Raw genomic sequence first — 16,733 nt, forward strand, 5'->3', positions numbered from 1 at the left:
CTACAATTGATGTGAATTCATCATCTTGAGGTGCTGCATGCCTGCGCTTGCTCAATCTAGGTCGACGCCTGATCAGGTACTCGCGAAAGCGGTGCTACGTGCTGCTGAGCAATTGAGGTTATCGCAATCAGCGTTAGCTGACGTGCTAGGGGTACACCGCACCACCATTACGCAGCTAAAGAAAAATCTGAAGCTTGACCCAAACTCTAAACAAGGCGAGCTGGCGCTACTGCTGATTCGTTTAGCGCGAGCGCTGTTCGCCTTGACGGGAGGAGATCAATTATGGATTCAGCACTTTATGCGCACGCCCAACCGTGCCACGGGGGGCGTGCCTGCTGAACAAGTCACACGGCTAGAGGGGCTGTTCGCAGTCCTTAGATTCGTTGATGGGATGCGGGGCAAGGTGTGAGCATTTGGGAACGCTGTGATGGCACAAGCCATATAGCGCCTATTTCCGGCACGCTGTATCGATTGGTTGAGAGCCAGGAGCAAGTCGCGACACTAAGCTACGTCGATACGTTAGAAGAGCAGGAAATATTGGAAGCACTGCTCGAAACGGCCAAGCCTCCCTATCCTACGCAGGAGCGCGACCTTCACTACCTGTTAAAAACGCCTTTTCGATATCCGCCCCTAAAATGGGGGTCTCGGTTTGGCCGTGTCCATGAGCCTAGCATCTTCTACGGTGGGCAAACGATACCGACGACTCTCGCTGAGTCTGCCTACTATCGTTGGGTGTTTTGGTACTCAATGGAAGGCACGCCAGCGGCGGACTCTCTACGTTCAGAGCACACGCTATTTTCGGTGGGCTACGCCGTTACGAAGGGAGTAACACTGAACTCAGAAGTTTTTGCCAAGCATCAAGCAGTGTTAAGGCATCCCGTGGAGTATGCCCCTTGCCAACAAGTAGGCAGCGCCATGCGAGCCGCAGGAGTAGAAGCGTTCGAATATGCGTCAGCTAGAGACCCTGCGGGCGGCAGCTGTGTAGGTTTGTTCACACCCAGCGCGCTCACCCAACAGCAGCCTGCCGATATGCAGTCGTGGTTTTGTGTTACGACTGCCGATCAAGTCTCTTTCAAGCGCAAAGATGCCGCTGGGGTAACGACCTTTGAACTGAGTGAGTTTCTCTATCGAGGCGGTTTGCCGTTTCCGGCGTAAAGGGTATTGCCCGTCTTGTTTATCCAGGTAAAGCACTAGCTTGGCCAGTGCCATGATCCTGCCTGATAGGCCAAAGGCCTTGCTGACAGGATGGCGGATTGCGGTAAGTTGTCGATGTGTGCCCTTGGCCGTTGCCAGGGCTGCTCCTCATTGGGAGGCAGCCACTTTAAACAGTGGCTGACCGCTGGTTCGTCTATTTCCAATACCAACGGTGCCTCTTCATGAGAGAAATACTTGTTGGCTGTATATAAAACCGCCTCTTCTAAATTCAGGTGTACACAATCGTTTTTGTGGTCATTCCCGCAGCGGGGGACAAAGCCCTGCTGCTGCGTTTGATCCCAGGTAGTGCGACTTACTACTCTGAATAGAGGCATAAACACTCCTAATACGTTAAGTACTCTTGCTTAGGTTAGCCTGCTTCTTAGGTTGTGCTATTAAACTGCGCTTCGGCAAGCCGTTTCGCGCCAGCAAAGTCTGCTTTTCCTGACCCTAAACGGGGTATCTCTTCCACGGTGAGCCAGTCGCTGGGAATCATTAACGCGGGCGTGCCGTGGCTGCGCAGGGCGGTTTTGAGCGTTTTGGCGTCCAGCGCTGCTTCGCTCAGTAGGACGATGCGCTCGCCTTTGTTTGCATCGGGCAGGCTGACGGCCATCAGCGGTATGTCGGGGTCGTCGACGACCGCTCTGACCGCGGCTTCGACGGCGCTGAGGCTGACCATTTCGCCGCCGATTTTGGCAAAACGGGCGTAGCGGTCGATCAGTGTTAAAAAGCCATCTTCATCAATAAACCCTTTATCGCCGGTAACGTACCAGCGCTGGCCGTCGAAGCTTTTGAGGGCCTGTTCGGTGCGCTGAGGGTCGTTGAGATAGCCCTGCATCACCTGCGGCCCGCTAATCACAATCATGCCTGGCTCGTTAGTGGGTAGCTCTTCGAAGCTCTCTGGATCGACGACCTTAATGCTGGTGCCGGGGAGCGGCATACCCACGGTGCCGGGCTTATTGCCTTTTTGAACCTGCTGGTAGTGAACGCCGACGGCGTCGGGTAGGTTAACGGCCGCCACTGGAGCGGTTTCTGTCGCGCCGTAGCCTTCATAAATTGCCTTATTGAATTTGTGCGCAAACCCTTCACGTACGCTGTCATCCAGTTTCTCGGCACCAGCCACCACAACACGCAGGCTTTCCAGCATGGCGGGCTGTACCTTTGGGCTGCGGTTGAACAGGCGTAGCATGCTGGAGGTTCCGAACATAATGGTGGCTTTATGCTTGGCCACCGCGTTGGCGACGCCTGGGGCATCGGTGGGGTCGGCGTGACTAACCAGCGGCAGTCCTTCGATCAATGGCAGTAGCTGGGTGACGGTAAAACCGAACGCGTGAAAGAGCGGCAGCGAGGCCATGACCACATCGTCGTGCTGGGTATTGAGCACGTCGGAGGTCTGTTTGATATTGGCCATCAGGTTGCGGTGGCTCAGCATCACGCCCTTGGGCTGCCCTTCGCTGCCGCTGGAGAACAGAATGGCCGCCGTGGCGTCCGCATCCCGGCCATAGCAGAACAGCGCCTGTAACAACCAAGCGGGCAGCAGGCGCACGGCAAGAAACGTACTGACGCGCTCAAACCGGGAGATCCCCGCCTGTAGATCTTCCAAATAGATCACCTGCTTGCCTTCCAGCAGCGAGTCCACTGCCAGCCCCCGCTGGCTCAGCTTTTCCACAAAGCGGCGCGCGGTGACGACGGTGCGAATATCGGCTTGCTGCAGCGCAGAGGCAAGGGCAGCTTGGCTGGCGGTGTAGTTCAAGTTCACCAGCGTTTTACCCGCGAGCAGTGTGGCCATATTGGCCAGTACCCCAGCAGTGCTGGTAGGCAGCAGTAGGCCAAGCGTCGATTCGTTGAGGCTGCGGTGGCGAAAGCGCTTGGCGAGCAGCAGGCTAGCGGTGAGCGCTTGGCCAGCGTTGAGTGGGCGACTCAAAGTGTCGGCCAGCGCCGGGGCGCTTGGGCTGCGTTTGACACTGTTGATCCAGGCCTCAGGCAGCGAAGGCAGCTCCTCCATGGCGTGTTGCCACGAGTGGGTCGCCTGCTCGAAGATACGCCGTTTGAGTACGTCGGCGGGGGTGGCTTTGGGCAGCGGTTTACCAAAGTCGACTACCACCGAGCGGTGCAGCGGCGCATTGCGTAGCTCTTTGAGTTTGCTAGACGAGCGGGAGAATTGGCTGCCCCACAGGCCACGCAGGTAAAAAGGCACGATGCGCACGTCTGGGTGGGCGTGTTTGCAGGCGCGCTCGTAGCCTCGGCGTAGCTCGCCCAGCTGGCCGTTGCGGCTAATCGCTCCTTCGGGAAACAGGCAAACCACTTCCCCTGCGTTGAGCTGCTCGGCCACGGCGGCCAGCGCGTTTTCGGCCCCAGCGCCGCGCTCAATGGGAATGCAGCCCAGCGCTTTAAAGAACCAGCGTAGGTACCAGCGCTGGTAGATGTTTTTCAGCATCACGAATCGCACTGGGCGCGGGCTGGCAATTTGCACCATCGCCCAGTCTACCCAACTGATGTGGTTGCCCAGCAGCAGCACGCCGCCTTGGGCGGGCAGGTTTTCTAGCCCGTGAACGTCTACGCGGTAACGGCGGGTAAGCAGGAAGCTGAGAATGAAGCGCACTAGGCTCTGGGGCAGTTTGAAAATGGTGTAGCCGCCGCCCACCATCGCCACGCTAGCGACCAATAGCAGCAGGTAATGGCTATCGACCCCCGCCAGCGCGAACAGCGCGGTGAGCACCAAAAAGCCCAGCATCGACAGGTTTTGGATCCAGTTATTGGCGGCCAGCACGGTGCCTAGCTCGTGGTCCGACGCATGAAACTGGATCAATGCGTTGAGCGGCACGATAAATAGCCCGCCCATCATGCCGATGAACACAAAGTTGAGCGCTTGGCTGGTGGGCGTGGTGAGGAGAGGAAGGCACCAAAGCCCGACGGCGACACCGACAGCACCCAGCGGAATCAACCCGGTTTCAATACGGTTGCGGGAGAGCTTGCTGGCTAACAGCGAGCCGAGAGCGATGCCGATACCGCTGGCGGCGAGAATGGCTTGCAGCACCAGCGTGTTCTCAATGCTGAGCGCCTCTTTGGCATAGGCGGGAAAAGCGGCCAGCAGCACTTGCCCCACCGACCAGAACGTCGCCAACCCAATGATGGAGAGGCGCAGCACCGGCTGGCGGGCAAGAATGCGTAGATTCTCTTTTAACGCAGTGCCGCTGCGGTAGCGTGCCCAGGTGAGCGGGGTAGCCGCAGGCTGTGCTTCATCCAGTGGGAGCCGATAAAGGGCGACGACCTGAAGGCCGCTGTTAAGCACCAGTAGCCAGCCCAGCGGGGCGATATGGCGCAGCAGGTCGCTTGGCGTGCTGGCGCTGGGGGTGACCCAGTGTTCAAACAGGGCGGTAAACGCCACCGTGCCGGCCAAGATCGCGCCAATGGTAACCGCCTGCACTAGCCCGTTGGCTTCGGCTAGCCGGGGTTTACCAAACAGCCCTTTCACTAGGCCGTACTTGGCGGGTGAGTAGAATGCAGACTGAATAGCCAGCAGCAGCGTCATCGCAAAAGCGAGCCAGAACCAGCCTTGATAATAAGCGGCCGTGATCCCCAGCGATACCGCCACCGCCGCCCAGGCGGAGAGCCTTAGCACACGTACTTTGGGAGTGCTGTCGGCAATATGGCCTGCTGGGCTGAAGAGGAGAATGAACGGCAGCAGAATTAGCCCATTCACCAGGGCGGTAAGCACGACCTGGGTCGCGCCATCGTAGCTTTTGAAAATCGTATTCTGAATGACGATTTTGTGCCCGAGATCTACAAAGGCATTGAGAAAGATGGCCATCAAGTAGGGCCAAGCGCCCGCGATGCGCAGCAAAGGTTGCATGGTGTGTCGCCTTAGTCGCCGAAAGTTAACGCACTGTCGGCAAACGGGGTGAGTGTTGCAACGCTCACCGTTCAAGTTGAGTTATATAGGCTTTCCGGTATCGTTATACGCTACTTTTAAGCGTCGGAGGCCCTGTGAGCCAAACAAGTGCGCTGGTCGATACGCTGAAGCGCCAACTGCGCGCCCAAGGCTACACGTATGCCGATGTGGCCCGCTGGCTTGGGCTTAGCGAAGCCTCGGTGAAGCGGCTATTCGCCGATAAGCACGTTACCTTAGAGCGCCTAGAGGTGATTTGCGACCAGCTTAACCTGGAATTCGCCGAATTGATCAGCGCCATGCAGGCCGACGAGCAGCGGGTGCAGGAGCTGACCCAAGCGCAAGAGCAGCGCATCGTCGATGACCGCGAGTTGTTTTTGGTCGCGGTGTGCGTGATTAACGGCTACCGCTTCGAAGAGATTCACCACCAGTATCGGCTGAGCGAGGCGCAGTGTATTCGCCATCTGCTCACGCTTGAGCAGTTAAAGCTGATCGAGCTGTTGCCGGGGAACCGTATTCGCCAGCGCGTGGCGGCTAATTTTCGCTGGCGTCCTGGCGGGCCGATTCAGCAGTTTTTCCAGCAGCATATTGCCACTGAGTTTTTCCAGTCGCGCTTTGATCGCGACACCGAAAAGCTCATGGTGTTGAATGGCTTGCTTTCCCAGGCGGGCAGCGCCGAATGGCAGCAAATCATGCAGCGCCTGGCGAACGAGTTTCACGCCTTATGCGAACGGGAAAGCAGCCTGCCCCTTCATCAGCGCTTTGGCACCACCTCGGTGCTGGCGGTTCGCCAGTGGCAATCCACGCTGTTCAAGGATGTGTCCCGCGCTTCCATGCCCAACAAACGCCCCAACGAGACTTCTTTGTGATCCATCGTACCCCTTTTCAGGCCCTGGCCTGCCCGTTAGACGGCGAACCGCTCCATTTGGAAGGCGGCACGTGGCGGTGTGCCTCAAACCACAGTTTCGATGTGGCGAAACAAGGCTATATCAACCTGCTACCTGTACAGCAGAAACGCTCCACCGACCCTGGTGACAGCAAAGCCATGGTGGCCGCACGCCAGCGCTTTTTGGCGGCGGGTGACTATGCGCCTATAGCAAAGGCGCTGAGCCAGGCGGTGAGGCACCACTGTGAGCAGCCAGACACGTACAGCTGCCTGGATGCAGGCTGTGGCGAGGGTTACTACCTGCGCCAACTGTCCCAATACATGCCCGAGTTGCAGGCGCTGTCACTGATGGGGTTGGATATCTCGAAGTGGGCAGTGCAGTCGGCGGCGAAGCAAGACGATAAGCACGCACCTATCAGCCGTTGGGTAGTGGGCAGTAACGCCCAATTGCCGGTGCAGTCGGCAACGCTGAATAGCGTGCTGTGTATGTTTGGCTTTCCGGTGTATAGCGAGTTTGCACGCGTGCTTAAGCCGGGCGGGCAGCTGCTGCAAGTAGAAGCAGGGCCGGAGCACCTGCGCGAGCTACGGGAAATTATTTATCCCACCTTAAAACCTGCACGTGAGAAAGCGCCTGATGTACCGGAAGGGTTTGCTCACCGAGCTTCCGAGCAGATTAGCTACGCTATTTCACTAGAAGGGGCAGACGTTATCCACGATTTGCTGACCATGACGCCGCATTTGTATCGTGCCAGTGCGGAGGGGCGCGAGCGAGCAGCTAACTTGGAGCAGCTCACGCTGACTATTGATGCTCAACTGATCGTATGGGAGAGGATTTAATACCCAAACGCAGAAAAGCCCGCCGAGGCGGGCCTTTCTGTTCGAACCGTTCACCTAGTGGGTGAGGGTTCTAGCAAACTTTTCAGTGCTATCTAAAAAGATAGGACTTAGGAGATTTGCTTGATGTTAGAAGCCTGAAGGCCTTTTTTACCCTGGGTAACGTCGAAAGAGACGTTAGCGCCTTCTTGCAGGGTTTTGAAGCCGTCGGACTGAATTTCAGAGAAGTGTGCAAACAGGTCGTCGCCACCGTCAGAAGGAGCGATGAAACCGAAGCCTTTGGTGTCGTTAAACCATTTAACTGTGCCAGTTGCCATTGTGTAGATCCTTTCGCGCTAATGCGCCGTCGTAAAGTTCCTGGTATTACCCAGATGAAGTAGCGGGTGAAACAAGGAATACAATATCAGGCTGCCGAAAAAGATCGTACGCTTCTGAAACCATGCTGCTTGCTAACCAACTGACGCTACAGTGTCATGCTTCTGGGGCTAGGTCAAAGCCTTTCGCGTTTATTTTCTGACTGCCCGCCGGCCACGGATTACTTCCAGCCCATTTTCCAAAGGCTGTCATCTTTGAGCGCTTGCCATGGCAGCGTGCTCTCTCGGTGGGAGTGAACCGCTTCGAGCACGACATCCACGACGTTCTCCTCTTCATCGCGGAGCAGTTGCGTCACGATGAAGTGCTTCTCCTTATGACGTGGCGTTACGGCTGTCCATTTGCTGTGGTGTAGCTTGTTAGGGTTGATGTTATTCATCGAGACTCCAGTTAGGTAAGCAGAGCGGCAACGTTGGCGAAGGGGGCCTATGATAGTCGTCATAAAGGGCGTGTTAAGCTATTTCATTGGCGTGAGAGGGCTCACCCGACGCTCCCTCTGTTTCGGTAACCAATAGTGATGTTTCATGCCATGGTTGGTTCCACGGATTTACATCGACAGGACATTCAATGACATATCTCTGGAAACGCTATCTTCAAGCATCGCTCATCCTCCGCGTCACTGTTGCGCTGGTACTGGGCGTGCTGGTGGGCATCGTGGGCGGTGACGAGGTGGCCGTGTGGCTAGCTCCCTTGGGGGATTTGCTGCTTCGGCTACTGACGTTTCTGATCGTCCCGATCGTGCTGTTCACTCTCATGGTGGGGGTGAACCAATCACGGGAAGGCAGTGCCGGCCGCGTGGGCGGCAAGGTGTTCCTTTACTACTTAGGCTCTTCGGCGCTGGCCATTACGGTGGGCCTGTCCGTTGCCACGCTGTTCAGCCCGGGCAGCGGCATGACGCTCATCGACAGCGCGAGTTTTTCAGTGCCAGACAACCCAGGCGTGGTCGATGCGCTGCTCAATATCGTGCCGGGCAATATCGTGGCCGCCTTTGCCGAACTCAATATGCTGGGCATCATCTTTACCGCGCTGGTATTCGGGATCGCGCTGTTGAAAATGCGCCAATCCGAGCAGCAGCACGCGCTTGGCGAGCAGCTTTATCAAGTTATCGAAGGATTAAACGAGGTCACTCTGAAAGTGATGTCGGGGGTGCTGCATTTCGTGCCCATTGGCGTCTTTGCCATCGTTGCTGAAACGGTGAGTCAGCAGGGGATGGAAACGCTTCTTTCGCTGGGTGACATGGTGATGGTGCTGTACATCGCGCTCGGCGCACAGCTGTTGATCTACTGCGCGGTGATGCTGCTGTTTGGCGTGAAATTACGCAGCTTTTTTAGTGAGGCGCGCACGCCGATGGCCACTGCCTTCGCCACGCAAAGCAGCTCCGGTACGCTGCCCATCACGATCAATGCTGCGCAGCGGTTGGGCATCCCGAAAAGCATTTATGGCTTTAGCCTGCCCCTGGGAGCAACGCTCAATATGGACGGTGCCGCGATCCGTATTGCCATTTCAGCGGTGTTTGCCGCCAACGTGATTGGCGCACCTCTGGACTTGATGAGCATGGTGCAGATCGTGCTGATCGGCACGCTGGTCACGGTAGGCACGGCCGGGGTGCCGGGGGCGGGCATCATCATGATCGCCACCGTGTTTGCCCAAGTAGGCCTGCCCATCGAAACCGTGGCGCTACTCACCGCCATTGATGCCCTGGTAGGCATGGGGGCAACGGCGCTGAATGTCACGGGAGACTTGGTCGGCACGACCGTGATTGCCCGAAGTGAAGGGCATACGCTGGCTGAAGCGCCTGATGAAGAAGGCGGCCACGCGGTGGAGAACGCTTGATTCGCGTTGGAGCGATAGGAGGAAGCCATGATTCACGATCATGAGTACCGCTACCTGGAACGCGCCGTGGCGCTGGCCGAAGAGGCGCTCAATGCCGGTGATGAACCCTTTGGCAGCGTATTAGTCAGCGCCCAGGGCGAGATACTGGCGGAAGACCGCAACCGTATTGCCGGAGGCGACGCCACGCAGCACCCTGAGTTTGCGTTAGCCCGCTGGGCAGCCAATCACCTATCACCGGAAGAGCGTGCAGCCGCCACGGTGTATACCTCCGGGGAGCACTGCCCCATGTGTGCGGCGGCCCATGGCTGGGTAGGGCTGGGGCGGATCGTTTACGTCAGCTCGACCGAGCAGCTAGGGCAGTGGCTGGTTGAGTGGGGCGTAGCACCGCCGCCAGTGGCTACGCTACCGATCAACGACGTGGTGCCAGGGCTTGAGGTAGATGGCCCGGTACCTGGGTTGGACGAGCAAGTACACGCGTTGCATCGACGCCTGCACGGCAAGTAGCTACGCCGTTTCAACCAGAGTTAAACGAAAACGCCGCCTTGCGCAATGCAAGGCGGCGTTTGTTAAACTGATCACGCAATGAAAGAGGCTAGTGCTTCAATATGACGTAAAAGGCGTGAATGATGCCTGGAATGAAGCCAAAGAGCGTCAGCAGGATATTGAGCCAAAAGTGTCCTTTGAAACCGACCTCAAAAAACACCCCTAGCGGGGGAAAGATAACCGCAAAAATCATCTTGATCGGGTCAGTCGCGGTAAACGCCATGTAGCCTCCTTTGCTTACACCGTTAGTATAATGTTGCCCAGCCGCCAGTGTAGAACGATTCCCTACACTTGGCTAATGAGCCGGTTCATCTTACGACCATCATTTTACGGGGTCGTTCCCCGTCGGGCGTCATGACGTTGAACGCTCACTGATGATTCATTGGGATTTTTCATTGGAAAGGATGCCATGACTCGCTATCTCCCTCCTTCATTATTGTTACTCAGCACCGCTTTTTCCGCCCCCGTATGGGCACAAACCGATACAGAAGCCGTACTGCCCACTGTAGAAGTCAGCGCACCGCGCTTGGCGCGTGAGATTTACGCCACGCCTGCTGCGGTCTCGACGATAGAGCAAGACGCCATTGCCCAAGGCCAGCAGCGGGTGCGTTTGGATGAGTCGCTCAACCGGGTGCCGGGCGTTTTCCTGCAGAACCGCGATAATTTTGCCCAAGGGCAACGTATTTCAATTCGCGGCTTTGGTGCCCGTGCGCCGTTTGGGGTGCGAGGCATTACGGTGATGGTGGACGGCATTCCCTACACGCTGCCGGATGGGCAGGCCCAGCTAGATGCGATTGATTTGGATAGCGCTGAGCGCATTGAGGTCATTCGCGGGCCGTCCTCGGTGCTCTACGGCAACGCGGCGGGTGGCGTGATCGACATCACCACCGCCGATGGACGCGACAACCCCGGCACTCGGCTGCGTATGGGCGCCGGTAGCGATGGCTACCAGAAAATGGCGCTGCAAAATGGCGGCGTGCAGGGGGATTGGTCGCACCATATCAGCCTCACTGCGCTGAACGTAGATGGCTACCGGGAGCAGAGTTCCACCGAGAAGTATCTGCTCAATGCCAAGCTGCGCCGTGAGCTGGGCAGCGATCGGGCACTCACCGCCATCATCAACTTGCTGGACAACCCGCGTTCGGAAGACCCCGGCGCGCTCAACGCCCGCGAGGTGGCCGAAGGGCGCGACCAAGCCGCACCGAACTCGCTGGCGCTGGATGCCGGTCAAACCGTCGACCAGCAGTTGATTGGCCTTCAATACGAGGATTTGTCCGCAGGGGAGGGCGAGCTGTACCTGAAAGGCTTTATCGCTCAGCGGGATTTTGAGCAACAGCTACCGTTCGTGGGCAGCAGCCGCCTGGGCTATCAGCGCGATTACATGGGCGCTAGCGCAGAGTATCACCACGAGGTAACGCTAGGCAGCCTGCCGCTGAATTACATCGTGGGGGTGGATGCCGCACGCCAGAAAGATGACCGCTTCCGCAACGATGTGAATCCCCAAGGGGTGGTGGGCGAGCCGCTCGCCGATGAAACCCAAACTGCGACCTCCACTGGCGTGTTTGCTCAGGGAGATCTAGCGCTGTCGGAGCCGCTGACGCTGTCGCTGGGTGCGCGGTTTGACCGTGTAGACCTCGATGTCGACGACGATTTTGCTGCCGACGGTGACCAGAGCGGCCAGCGCACCTTCAACGAGTGGAGCGGCTCTGCCGGGCTGAGCTACCGCTATCGCCCGCAGCACCAAGCGTATATCAATACCGGCACGGCCTTCGAGACGCCGACGTTCTCTGAGTTTGCCAACCCCGCTGGCGGTGGCTTCAACCCCAGCGTAGAGCCGCAAAAAGCCTGGAACCGTGAAGTGGGGCTGCGTGGTTACATCGAGCCGCTGGCGCTGGATTACGATGTCGCGCTCTTCTCCGTCCGTGTGCGCGATGAGCTGGTACCCTACGATGAAGGCGGCCGCACGTTCTACCAGAACGCCGGGGATACCAATCGTGATGGTGTCGAGCTGGCGCTGGGGTGGCAGTTGGCCGACCAGTGGCGTTTGGACAGTGCGCTGACCCTGGCGCGCTACGAGTTCGACGAGTTTGCCACGCCTTCTGAACGCTTCGATGGCAACCGCATTCCCGGCCTGCCGGAACAAACCTGGGTGAACCAGCTAACGTGGGAGAACCTCGACGAGCGCTTCGCCACGCTGGAGACCGAATACGTCGGTGACTTGGTGGCCGATAATGCCAACGAGACGTCGGTGGATAGCTACTGGCTGGTGAACCTACGGGTGGGCGACGGCTGGCAGCTGAGCCAACAGACTCGGCTAAGCGCCTATGTGGGCCTGCGAAATCTGCTGGATGAAGAGCACTACGCCAATGTGCGCTTGAACGGCACCTTTGGACGCTTTTACGAACCCGCCCCAGGGCGCAGCGTCTATGGTGGCGTAGAGTTGAGTTTTTAATCAGAAAAAATCGATGTTATCGCTTGATGTGCCTACGATCTGAGTAACCCTAGGCGGGGGCGCTGTGAATCCCTCCTTGGACGCTACTTTCGCCATCCATGGCGAAAGACCCCCGCTACGGGCTACTCAGATCGTCTCACCTTAAGTGCGTGAATGACCTTAATGACAACGGGCGGCCAATGGCCGCCCGTTTTCTATCTAGCTGACTCCGTGGAGCTAGCGGTTACTCGGGTAATGCGTAGCCAATCACGTAGTCACCCATCTTGGTGCCAAAGGTGCCGTGACCACCGGCTGTCACCACCACGTACTGGCGGCCGTCGGCGCCGGTATAGGTCATCGGCGTGGCTTGACCACCGGCGGGTAAGCGCGCTTTGTAGAGCTCTTCACCCGTGGTGATGTCGTAGCCGCGCAGGTACTGGTCCAGCGTGCCGCTGAGGAAAGAGACGCCGCCAGCGGTGGTCAGCGGGCCGCCCAGCGCGGGCACGCCCACGTTCAACCCAATCGGCAGGCCAAAGGGCATGCTGTCGCGGGTGGTACCGTTGCGATGTTTCCACACGACTTCTGCATCCTGCAGGTCGATACCGGCCACATCGCCCCAGGAGGGCGCTTGGCAAGGTAAGCCCAACACGGAAAGCAGCGGGCCTAGTTCTACCGCATAGGGTGCGCCTTCGTTGGGCTGTAGGCCTTGCTCGCTGGCGGAGCCTTGGCCCTCTTCGACTTGGTCACGGGGCACCAGCGTAGACACGAACGCGAGGTACTTCGCGCCGGTAAACAGTGCCTGGCGCTCAGGATCGACCGCAACGCCACCCCAGTTCATTACCCCCACGTTACCCGGGTAAACGATGCTGCCTTCCAATGAGGGCGGCGTGTATTGGCCTTCGTAGCGCAGCGAGCGGAACTGGATGCGGCACATCATCTGATCGAACGGTGACGCGCCCCACATATCCCGCTCGGTGAGCGGCGGTGGCAGCAGGTTCAGCGCCGAACGCGGCTGCGTCTCTGCGGTCCAGTCGCCTTCAATGGCCCCCTGAGGTGCGGGCACTTCTTCGATCGGCACGATGGGCTCGCCGGTTTCCCGGTTGAGCACGTAGAGGCTGCCCTGCTTGGTGGGCTGAATGACGGCAGGCTGGGTGCCGTTTTCAGTTGCCAAGTCGATCAGAACCGGCTGAGCCGGGGTGTCCATGTCCCACAGGTCGTGGTGAACGAACTGGTAGACCCAGGCCACTTGGCCGTCGTCCAAATTCAGCGCTACGAGCCCTGCGCTGTAGGTTTCATCGTTTTCAGAGCGGTCAGCGCCGTACTGATCCGGGGTAGCATTGCCCATGGGCAGATACACGAGCCCCAATTCTTCATCGACGCTGATCGGTGCCCACACGTTGGGAGAGCCGCGGGTATAGGTTTCTCCCTCTTCGAGTGGGGCGGTGTCGTCTGGGTTGCCACTGTCCCAGTTCCACACCAGCTCGCCGGTATGCACGTCGAAGGCACGGATCACGCCGGACGGCTCGTCGATGGAGCTGTTGTCGGTGACGTGGCCGCCCAAAATGACCAAGTCTTCCGTCACCGTGGCCGGAGAGGTGGAGTAGTAGCCGCCAGGGGAGAACTCGCCAATGTTATTGGTGAGATCCACTTCGCCGTTGTTGCCAAAGCTTTCGCAGCGCTCGCCGGTATCGGCATTCAGCGCAATCAGGCGGGCATCGGCAGTGGGTAAGTAGAGCCTGCGCGGGCACATTACGTCCGTGGCGCTTAGCATGGCCGCTTCACCGCCGTCATCGGACGCTGGGCTGGCGCCTAGGCCGCTGATGAAGAGCAAGAAGGCCAGGTCCAGGTCGAACTGGCTGCCGTCATCGAACAGCACGCGAGGAGTGGCCGTGCCGTCTTCCGCAGACGCCGTGCCATCGTTAGTGCTGCTGTCTGTGTTTTCAGCGTCGTCGTTCGAGGCTTCGTAGTTAGACGCATCGTAGTAGGCGAGGCCGCGGCAGGTCATGTGGGCCCAGCCGGAGAAATCGTCTGCGCCCATGGTGCTGATATTGGGATCAAACTCCCAAAGGGTTTCGCCGGTTTCCGGTGACAGCGCCATGGCACGGCTATGCGACGTGCAGATATATAGGCTGTCGTTGACTTTCAGCGGCGTGTTCTGGTTGGTAATTTCCGGCGGGGCGTTGGGGCCGGGTTCATCGCCGGTTTGAATGCGCCACACTTCTTCCAGTTCGCCAACGTTCTCGGGCGTGATTTGGTCGAGTGACGAGTAGTGGGTGCCGGCATTGGTACCGCCGTAGGCAGGCCAGTCGTCGCCCGCGACCTGGGCTGGGTTGACGGCCTCGGTGCTATTGGCGGACTCGATGGTGCCTTCCACCGTGCCTGGGTAGCTAAACTGGCTGGCAATAGCAACGATGATCGCCGCGCCAATACTGGCCATGAGCGCCAAGCTGCCACCTCGCGAGTTGAGCGGTTTGCGCCACCACGGCAGCAGCATGATGATGCCGATGAGACAGGGAATGGCGACCCTAGGTACCAGTTGCCACCAATCCAGCCCGACTTCCCAAAGTGCCCACACCAGGGTGGCGAACAAAATGAGGGCGTACAGCCAAAGTGCCGCCCCTTTGCGCAAGGCCAGCAGCAGCCCGGCCACTACTAAGCCCGCCCCAGCGATCAAGTAGTAGGCGCTACCGCCTAGCATGAGCAGTTGGCCGCCACCTACGGCAAGTGCAATGCCAGCTAACGCCAGCAGCAAACCCAGCACCAAGGCTGGCCATTTGCCGCGAGCACGCGTGTGTTCATCCATGAGGTAAACCCCTCTTAACAACGAGTTGATGCCGCTTAACCGACAAGGTCTGCGGCGGCTCCACAACGTGCCCTAACCCATCGGCAGGGCCGATGGGTTAAAACACACATTGATTAGCTGTGATTTTAATAATCAATTCGCTTTTGGTCTAATACTTTGCTGGCTAATCGATACCAATGCCAAAAGCCGCGCTACTCAACATAGCGCGGCTAGAAGGGAGGGGAAGCGATGATAGGTAGATTTAACCTAGCGTAACCTGCCTGTGGGGAGGGCGTATCAGTTCAGCTTAACCAGCATTTTACCGGTGTTGCCCCCCTCAAAGAGCGCCAGGAAGGCATCGGGCGTATTGTCGAGTCCCTCTTTAACGGTCTCTTTGTAGTCCAGCTTGCCATCGGCGACCTGCGGCGCGACCTCGTTCAAAAAGTAGCGGTAGCTGGACCAGTGATCGGCCACGATGAACCCTTGCATTTTGGCCTTACGAACCACGAGCTGCGAGAGGTTATTTGGCCCCGGCGTGGGCGCTTCGGCGTTGTAGCTGTCGATCATGCCGCAGACGGCAATGCGCGCTCCCTCGTTGAGCTGGCTGAGCGCCGCTTCGAGGCAGATACCACCTACGTTCTCAAAATAGACGTCGATGCCGTTGGGGCTGGCGAGCTTGATGGCATCGCTTAACTCTTGCGCGCTGCGGTCACGGTAGCTGACCGGCTCGACGCCGAGGGTTTCCAACCAAGCAAGCTTATGGGCAGCGCCCGCGATGCCCACCACGTGGCAGCCTTTCGCTTTTGCTAGCTGTACGGCCAAGGAGCCCACTGCGCCGCTGGCAGCACTGACGAGGACATTATCGCCCGGTTTGCACTCGGCGATCAGGTTGAGGCCTGTCCAGGCGGTCATGCCGGGCATGCCGAGCACCCCTAGGTAGGCTTGGTCGGGCACGTTCGTGTCGGGAAGGGCCGTCACGCTGTTCCCCGGCAACTGTGCGACATCGCGCCAGCCGCCCATATGGCTCACCTTATCGCCTACTTTCAAGCTGGAGTGGTTCGAGGCGATGACTTCACCAATCGCACCGCCCTCCATGGGCTTGCCAAGCTCGAAGGGGGCGACGTAGGTGTGCACGCCGCTCATACGACCACGCATGTAAGGGTCGACCGAGAGCCAGTGGTTGCGAATACGCACTTCGCCCTCTTCTAACTCGGGTAACGCTTGGCTCTCCAGGGAGAATAGCTCGCGCTTGGGTAAGCCGGTCGGGTAGTCGGTGAGGGTATAAAAACGAGATTGCATGGCTGCCTCCTGCATTGAAGTAAACGTAACGTTCCTTGCAGGGTAGAGACCATTAGCACGCTTGCAAGTTCGCCATACGTTCACACCAAAAAAAACGGCCCGAACGGGCCGCTTTGCTCAGCAGGGGTTGCCCTGGGGCAACGCTGATCGTTTAAGGGGTATCACACGCTTGCGGGTGTGTTATCCGTTAATCTACCAGAGTGATCATCACGGGGGCCGTCCCTCGGCGAATCATACCGAGTGCCCGCGCTGCCCGCTTGGAAAGGTCGATGATGCGTCCTTTGACGAACGGACCGCGATCATTGATCAGTACTTCCACTTCTTGCCCGGTATCCGGGCGGGTGACCAGCACTTTGGTACCGAAGGGCAGGCTAGGGTGCGCTGCGGTCAGTGCCTGCTGGTCGAAGGGCTCGCCACTAGCGGTGGTGGCCCCTTGAAAGCGGTCGCTGTAAAAAGAAGCCACCCCTTCTTGTAACTCTGTGGTCGTTACGGCTTGACTGGCAACTGCTTGATTGACAAAGAGCAATAGCAATAAAACAGCAAAACCGCTCGTTCGGATCGTACGTAGATAGTCTCCCATAGGAGTACCTCAGTGGTTCGTAAAGCGGACTCCGCATTCGTTGACGAGGTGCCGATAGGCGTATGGATAGTAGCTTGCCCTCTGGAGGTC

Annotated in this window: 15 protein-coding genes; 7 read left to right on the top strand and 8 right to left on the bottom strand. The window is 58.4% G+C overall.

Annotated features, from left to right (window positions below):
- Positions 1–37: 37 nt before the first annotated feature.
- Both AB6K10_RS07320 and AB6K10_RS07325 read left to right on the top strand, forming a co-directional pair.
- On the top strand, positions 38–409 hold the full coding sequence (locus tag AB6K10_RS07320; RefSeq protein WP_339118322.1) for an MbcA/ParS/Xre antitoxin family protein: 372 nt from the start codon (positions 38–40) through the stop codon (positions 407–409).
- The gene (locus AB6K10_RS07325; protein ID WP_339118323.1) at positions 406–1,155 is read left to right on the top strand and encodes an RES family NAD+ phosphorylase; all 750 of its coding nucleotides are present in this window, start codon (positions 406–408) and stop codon (positions 1,153–1,155) included. Before AB6K10_RS07320 ends, AB6K10_RS07325 begins: the two co-directional genes overlap by 4 nt.
- Before the next feature lie 35 nt (positions 1,156–1,190).
- On the opposite strand, the gene AB6K10_RS07330 is transcribed toward AB6K10_RS07325, so the two are convergent.
- Positions 1,191–1,529, bottom strand: a complete 339-nt coding sequence (locus AB6K10_RS07330; protein WP_339118324.1) for a DUF952 domain-containing protein — start codon at positions 1,527–1,529, stop codon at positions 1,191–1,193.
- A 47-nt stretch (positions 1,530–1,576) separates the two neighbouring features.
- Complete coding sequence (locus AB6K10_RS07335; RefSeq protein ID WP_339118325.1) at positions 1,577–5,047, bottom strand: acyl-[ACP]--phospholipid O-acyltransferase; 3,471 nt, start codon at positions 5,045–5,047, stop codon at positions 1,577–1,579.
- Positions 5,048–5,181: 134 nt separating this feature from the next.
- On the opposite strand from AB6K10_RS07335, the gene AB6K10_RS07340 reads away from it, so the two are divergent.
- Together AB6K10_RS07340 and AB6K10_RS07345 are read left to right on the top strand one after the other, a co-directional pair.
- The gene (locus AB6K10_RS07340; protein WP_339118326.1) at positions 5,182–5,952 is read left to right on the top strand and encodes a helix-turn-helix transcriptional regulator; all 771 of its coding nucleotides are present in this window, start codon (positions 5,182–5,184) and stop codon (positions 5,950–5,952) included.
- Positions 5,952–6,806 (top strand): putative RNA methyltransferase, encoded by an 855-nt coding sequence (locus tag AB6K10_RS07345; RefSeq protein WP_339119604.1) that lies wholly within the window; start codon positions 5,952–5,954, stop codon positions 6,804–6,806. Before AB6K10_RS07340 ends, AB6K10_RS07345 begins: the two co-directional genes overlap by 1 nt.
- Before the next feature lie 107 nt (positions 6,807–6,913).
- Here the strand turns inward: AB6K10_RS07345 and AB6K10_RS07350 are convergent, their stop codons facing one another.
- Together AB6K10_RS07350 and AB6K10_RS07355 are read right to left on the bottom strand one after the other, a co-directional pair.
- A complete protein-coding gene (locus AB6K10_RS07350; RefSeq protein ID WP_009095703.1) occupies positions 6,914–7,120 on the bottom strand; it encodes a cold-shock protein in 207 nt (68 codons plus the stop codon).
- A 218-nt stretch (positions 7,121–7,338) separates the two neighbouring features.
- Complete coding sequence (locus AB6K10_RS07355; RefSeq protein WP_159341309.1) at positions 7,339–7,554, bottom strand: TIGR02450 family Trp-rich protein; 216 nt, start codon at positions 7,552–7,554, stop codon at positions 7,339–7,341.
- Between the two features lie 188 nt (positions 7,555–7,742).
- Between AB6K10_RS07355 and AB6K10_RS07360 the strand changes: the two genes are divergently transcribed.
- Complete coding sequence (locus AB6K10_RS07360; protein ID WP_339118327.1) at positions 7,743–9,008, top strand: dicarboxylate/amino acid:cation symporter; 1,266 nt, start codon at positions 7,743–7,745, stop codon at positions 9,006–9,008.
- 27 nt (positions 9,009–9,035) lie between these two features.
- Positions 9,036–9,512 carry a nucleoside deaminase gene (locus tag AB6K10_RS07365; RefSeq protein ID WP_305947055.1) on the top strand — a complete coding sequence of 159 codons (477 nt, stop codon included), beginning with the start codon at positions 9,036–9,038 and terminating at the stop codon, positions 9,510–9,512.
- A gap of 88 nt (positions 9,513–9,600) precedes the next feature.
- Here the strand turns inward: AB6K10_RS07365 and AB6K10_RS07370 are convergent, their stop codons facing one another.
- Positions 9,601–9,774, bottom strand: coding sequence for a YqaE/Pmp3 family membrane protein (locus AB6K10_RS07370; RefSeq protein ID WP_044629799.1), 174 nt, complete (start codon positions 9,772–9,774; stop codon positions 9,601–9,603).
- Positions 9,775–9,960: 186 nt separating this feature from the next.
- On the opposite strand from AB6K10_RS07370, the gene AB6K10_RS07375 reads away from it, so the two are divergent.
- Positions 9,961–12,003 (top strand): TonB-dependent receptor, encoded by a 2,043-nt coding sequence (locus AB6K10_RS07375; RefSeq protein ID WP_339118328.1) that lies wholly within the window; start codon positions 9,961–9,963, stop codon positions 12,001–12,003.
- Between the two features lie 223 nt (positions 12,004–12,226).
- Here the strand turns inward: AB6K10_RS07375 and AB6K10_RS07380 are convergent, their stop codons facing one another.
- From AB6K10_RS07380 to AB6K10_RS07390, 3 genes are all read right to left on the bottom strand, one after another.
- Positions 12,227–14,785, bottom strand: a complete 2,559-nt coding sequence (locus tag AB6K10_RS07380; RefSeq protein ID WP_339118329.1) for a glucose/quinate/shikimate family membrane-bound PQQ-dependent dehydrogenase — start codon at positions 14,783–14,785, stop codon at positions 12,227–12,229.
- Between the two features lie 276 nt (positions 14,786–15,061).
- Positions 15,062–16,063, bottom strand: a complete 1,002-nt coding sequence (locus tag AB6K10_RS07385; RefSeq protein WP_339118330.1) for an NADP-dependent oxidoreductase — start codon at positions 16,061–16,063, stop codon at positions 15,062–15,064.
- 187 nt (positions 16,064–16,250) lie between these two features.
- A complete protein-coding gene (locus AB6K10_RS07390; RefSeq protein ID WP_167520871.1) occupies positions 16,251–16,643 on the bottom strand; it encodes a septal ring lytic transglycosylase RlpA family protein in 393 nt (130 codons plus the stop codon).
- Positions 16,644–16,733 lie beyond the last annotated feature (90 nt).

This window comes from Halomonas sp. BMC6, from assembly GCF_964204995.1.
GTDB lineage: Bacteria > Pseudomonadota > Gammaproteobacteria > Pseudomonadales > Halomonadaceae > Vreelandella.

Excerpts from the sequence above, each read along its gene's own strand:
- AB6K10_RS07355 (WP_159341309.1), bottom strand. The coding sequence starts at position 7,554 with ATGAATAACATCAACCCTAACAAGCTACACCACAGCAAATGGACAGCC.
- AB6K10_RS07375 (WP_339118328.1), top strand. The coding sequence starts at position 9,961 with ATGACTCGCTATCTCCCTCCTTCATTATTGTTACTCAGCACCGCTTTT.
- AB6K10_RS07360 (WP_339118327.1), top strand. The coding sequence starts at position 7,743 with ATGACATATCTCTGGAAACGCTATCTTCAAGCATCGCTCATCCTCCGC.
- AB6K10_RS07365 (WP_305947055.1), top strand. The coding sequence starts at position 9,036 with ATGATTCACGATCATGAGTACCGCTACCTGGAACGCGCCGTGGCGCTG.
- AB6K10_RS07380 (WP_339118329.1), bottom strand. The coding sequence starts at position 14,785 with ATGGATGAACACACGCGTGCTCGCGGCAAATGGCCAGCCTTGGTGCTG.
- AB6K10_RS07330 (WP_339118324.1), bottom strand. The coding sequence starts at position 1,529 with ATGCCTCTATTCAGAGTAGTAAGTCGCACTACCTGGGATCAAACGCAG.
- AB6K10_RS07385 (WP_339118330.1), bottom strand. The coding sequence starts at position 16,063 with ATGCAATCTCGTTTTTATACCCTCACCGACTACCCGACCGGCTTACCC.
- AB6K10_RS07390 (WP_167520871.1), bottom strand. The coding sequence starts at position 16,643 with ATGGGAGACTATCTACGTACGATCCGAACGAGCGGTTTTGCTGTTTTA.
- AB6K10_RS07320 (WP_339118322.1), top strand. The coding sequence starts at position 38 with ATGCCTGCGCTTGCTCAATCTAGGTCGACGCCTGATCAGGTACTCGCG.
- AB6K10_RS07335 (WP_339118325.1), bottom strand. The coding sequence starts at position 5,047 with ATGCAACCTTTGCTGCGCATCGCGGGCGCTTGGCCCTACTTGATGGCC.
- AB6K10_RS07370 (WP_044629799.1), bottom strand. The coding sequence starts at position 9,774 with ATGGCGTTTACCGCGACTGACCCGATCAAGATGATTTTTGCGGTTATC.
- AB6K10_RS07350 (WP_009095703.1), bottom strand. The coding sequence starts at position 7,120 with ATGGCAACTGGCACAGTTAAATGGTTTAACGACACCAAAGGCTTCGGT.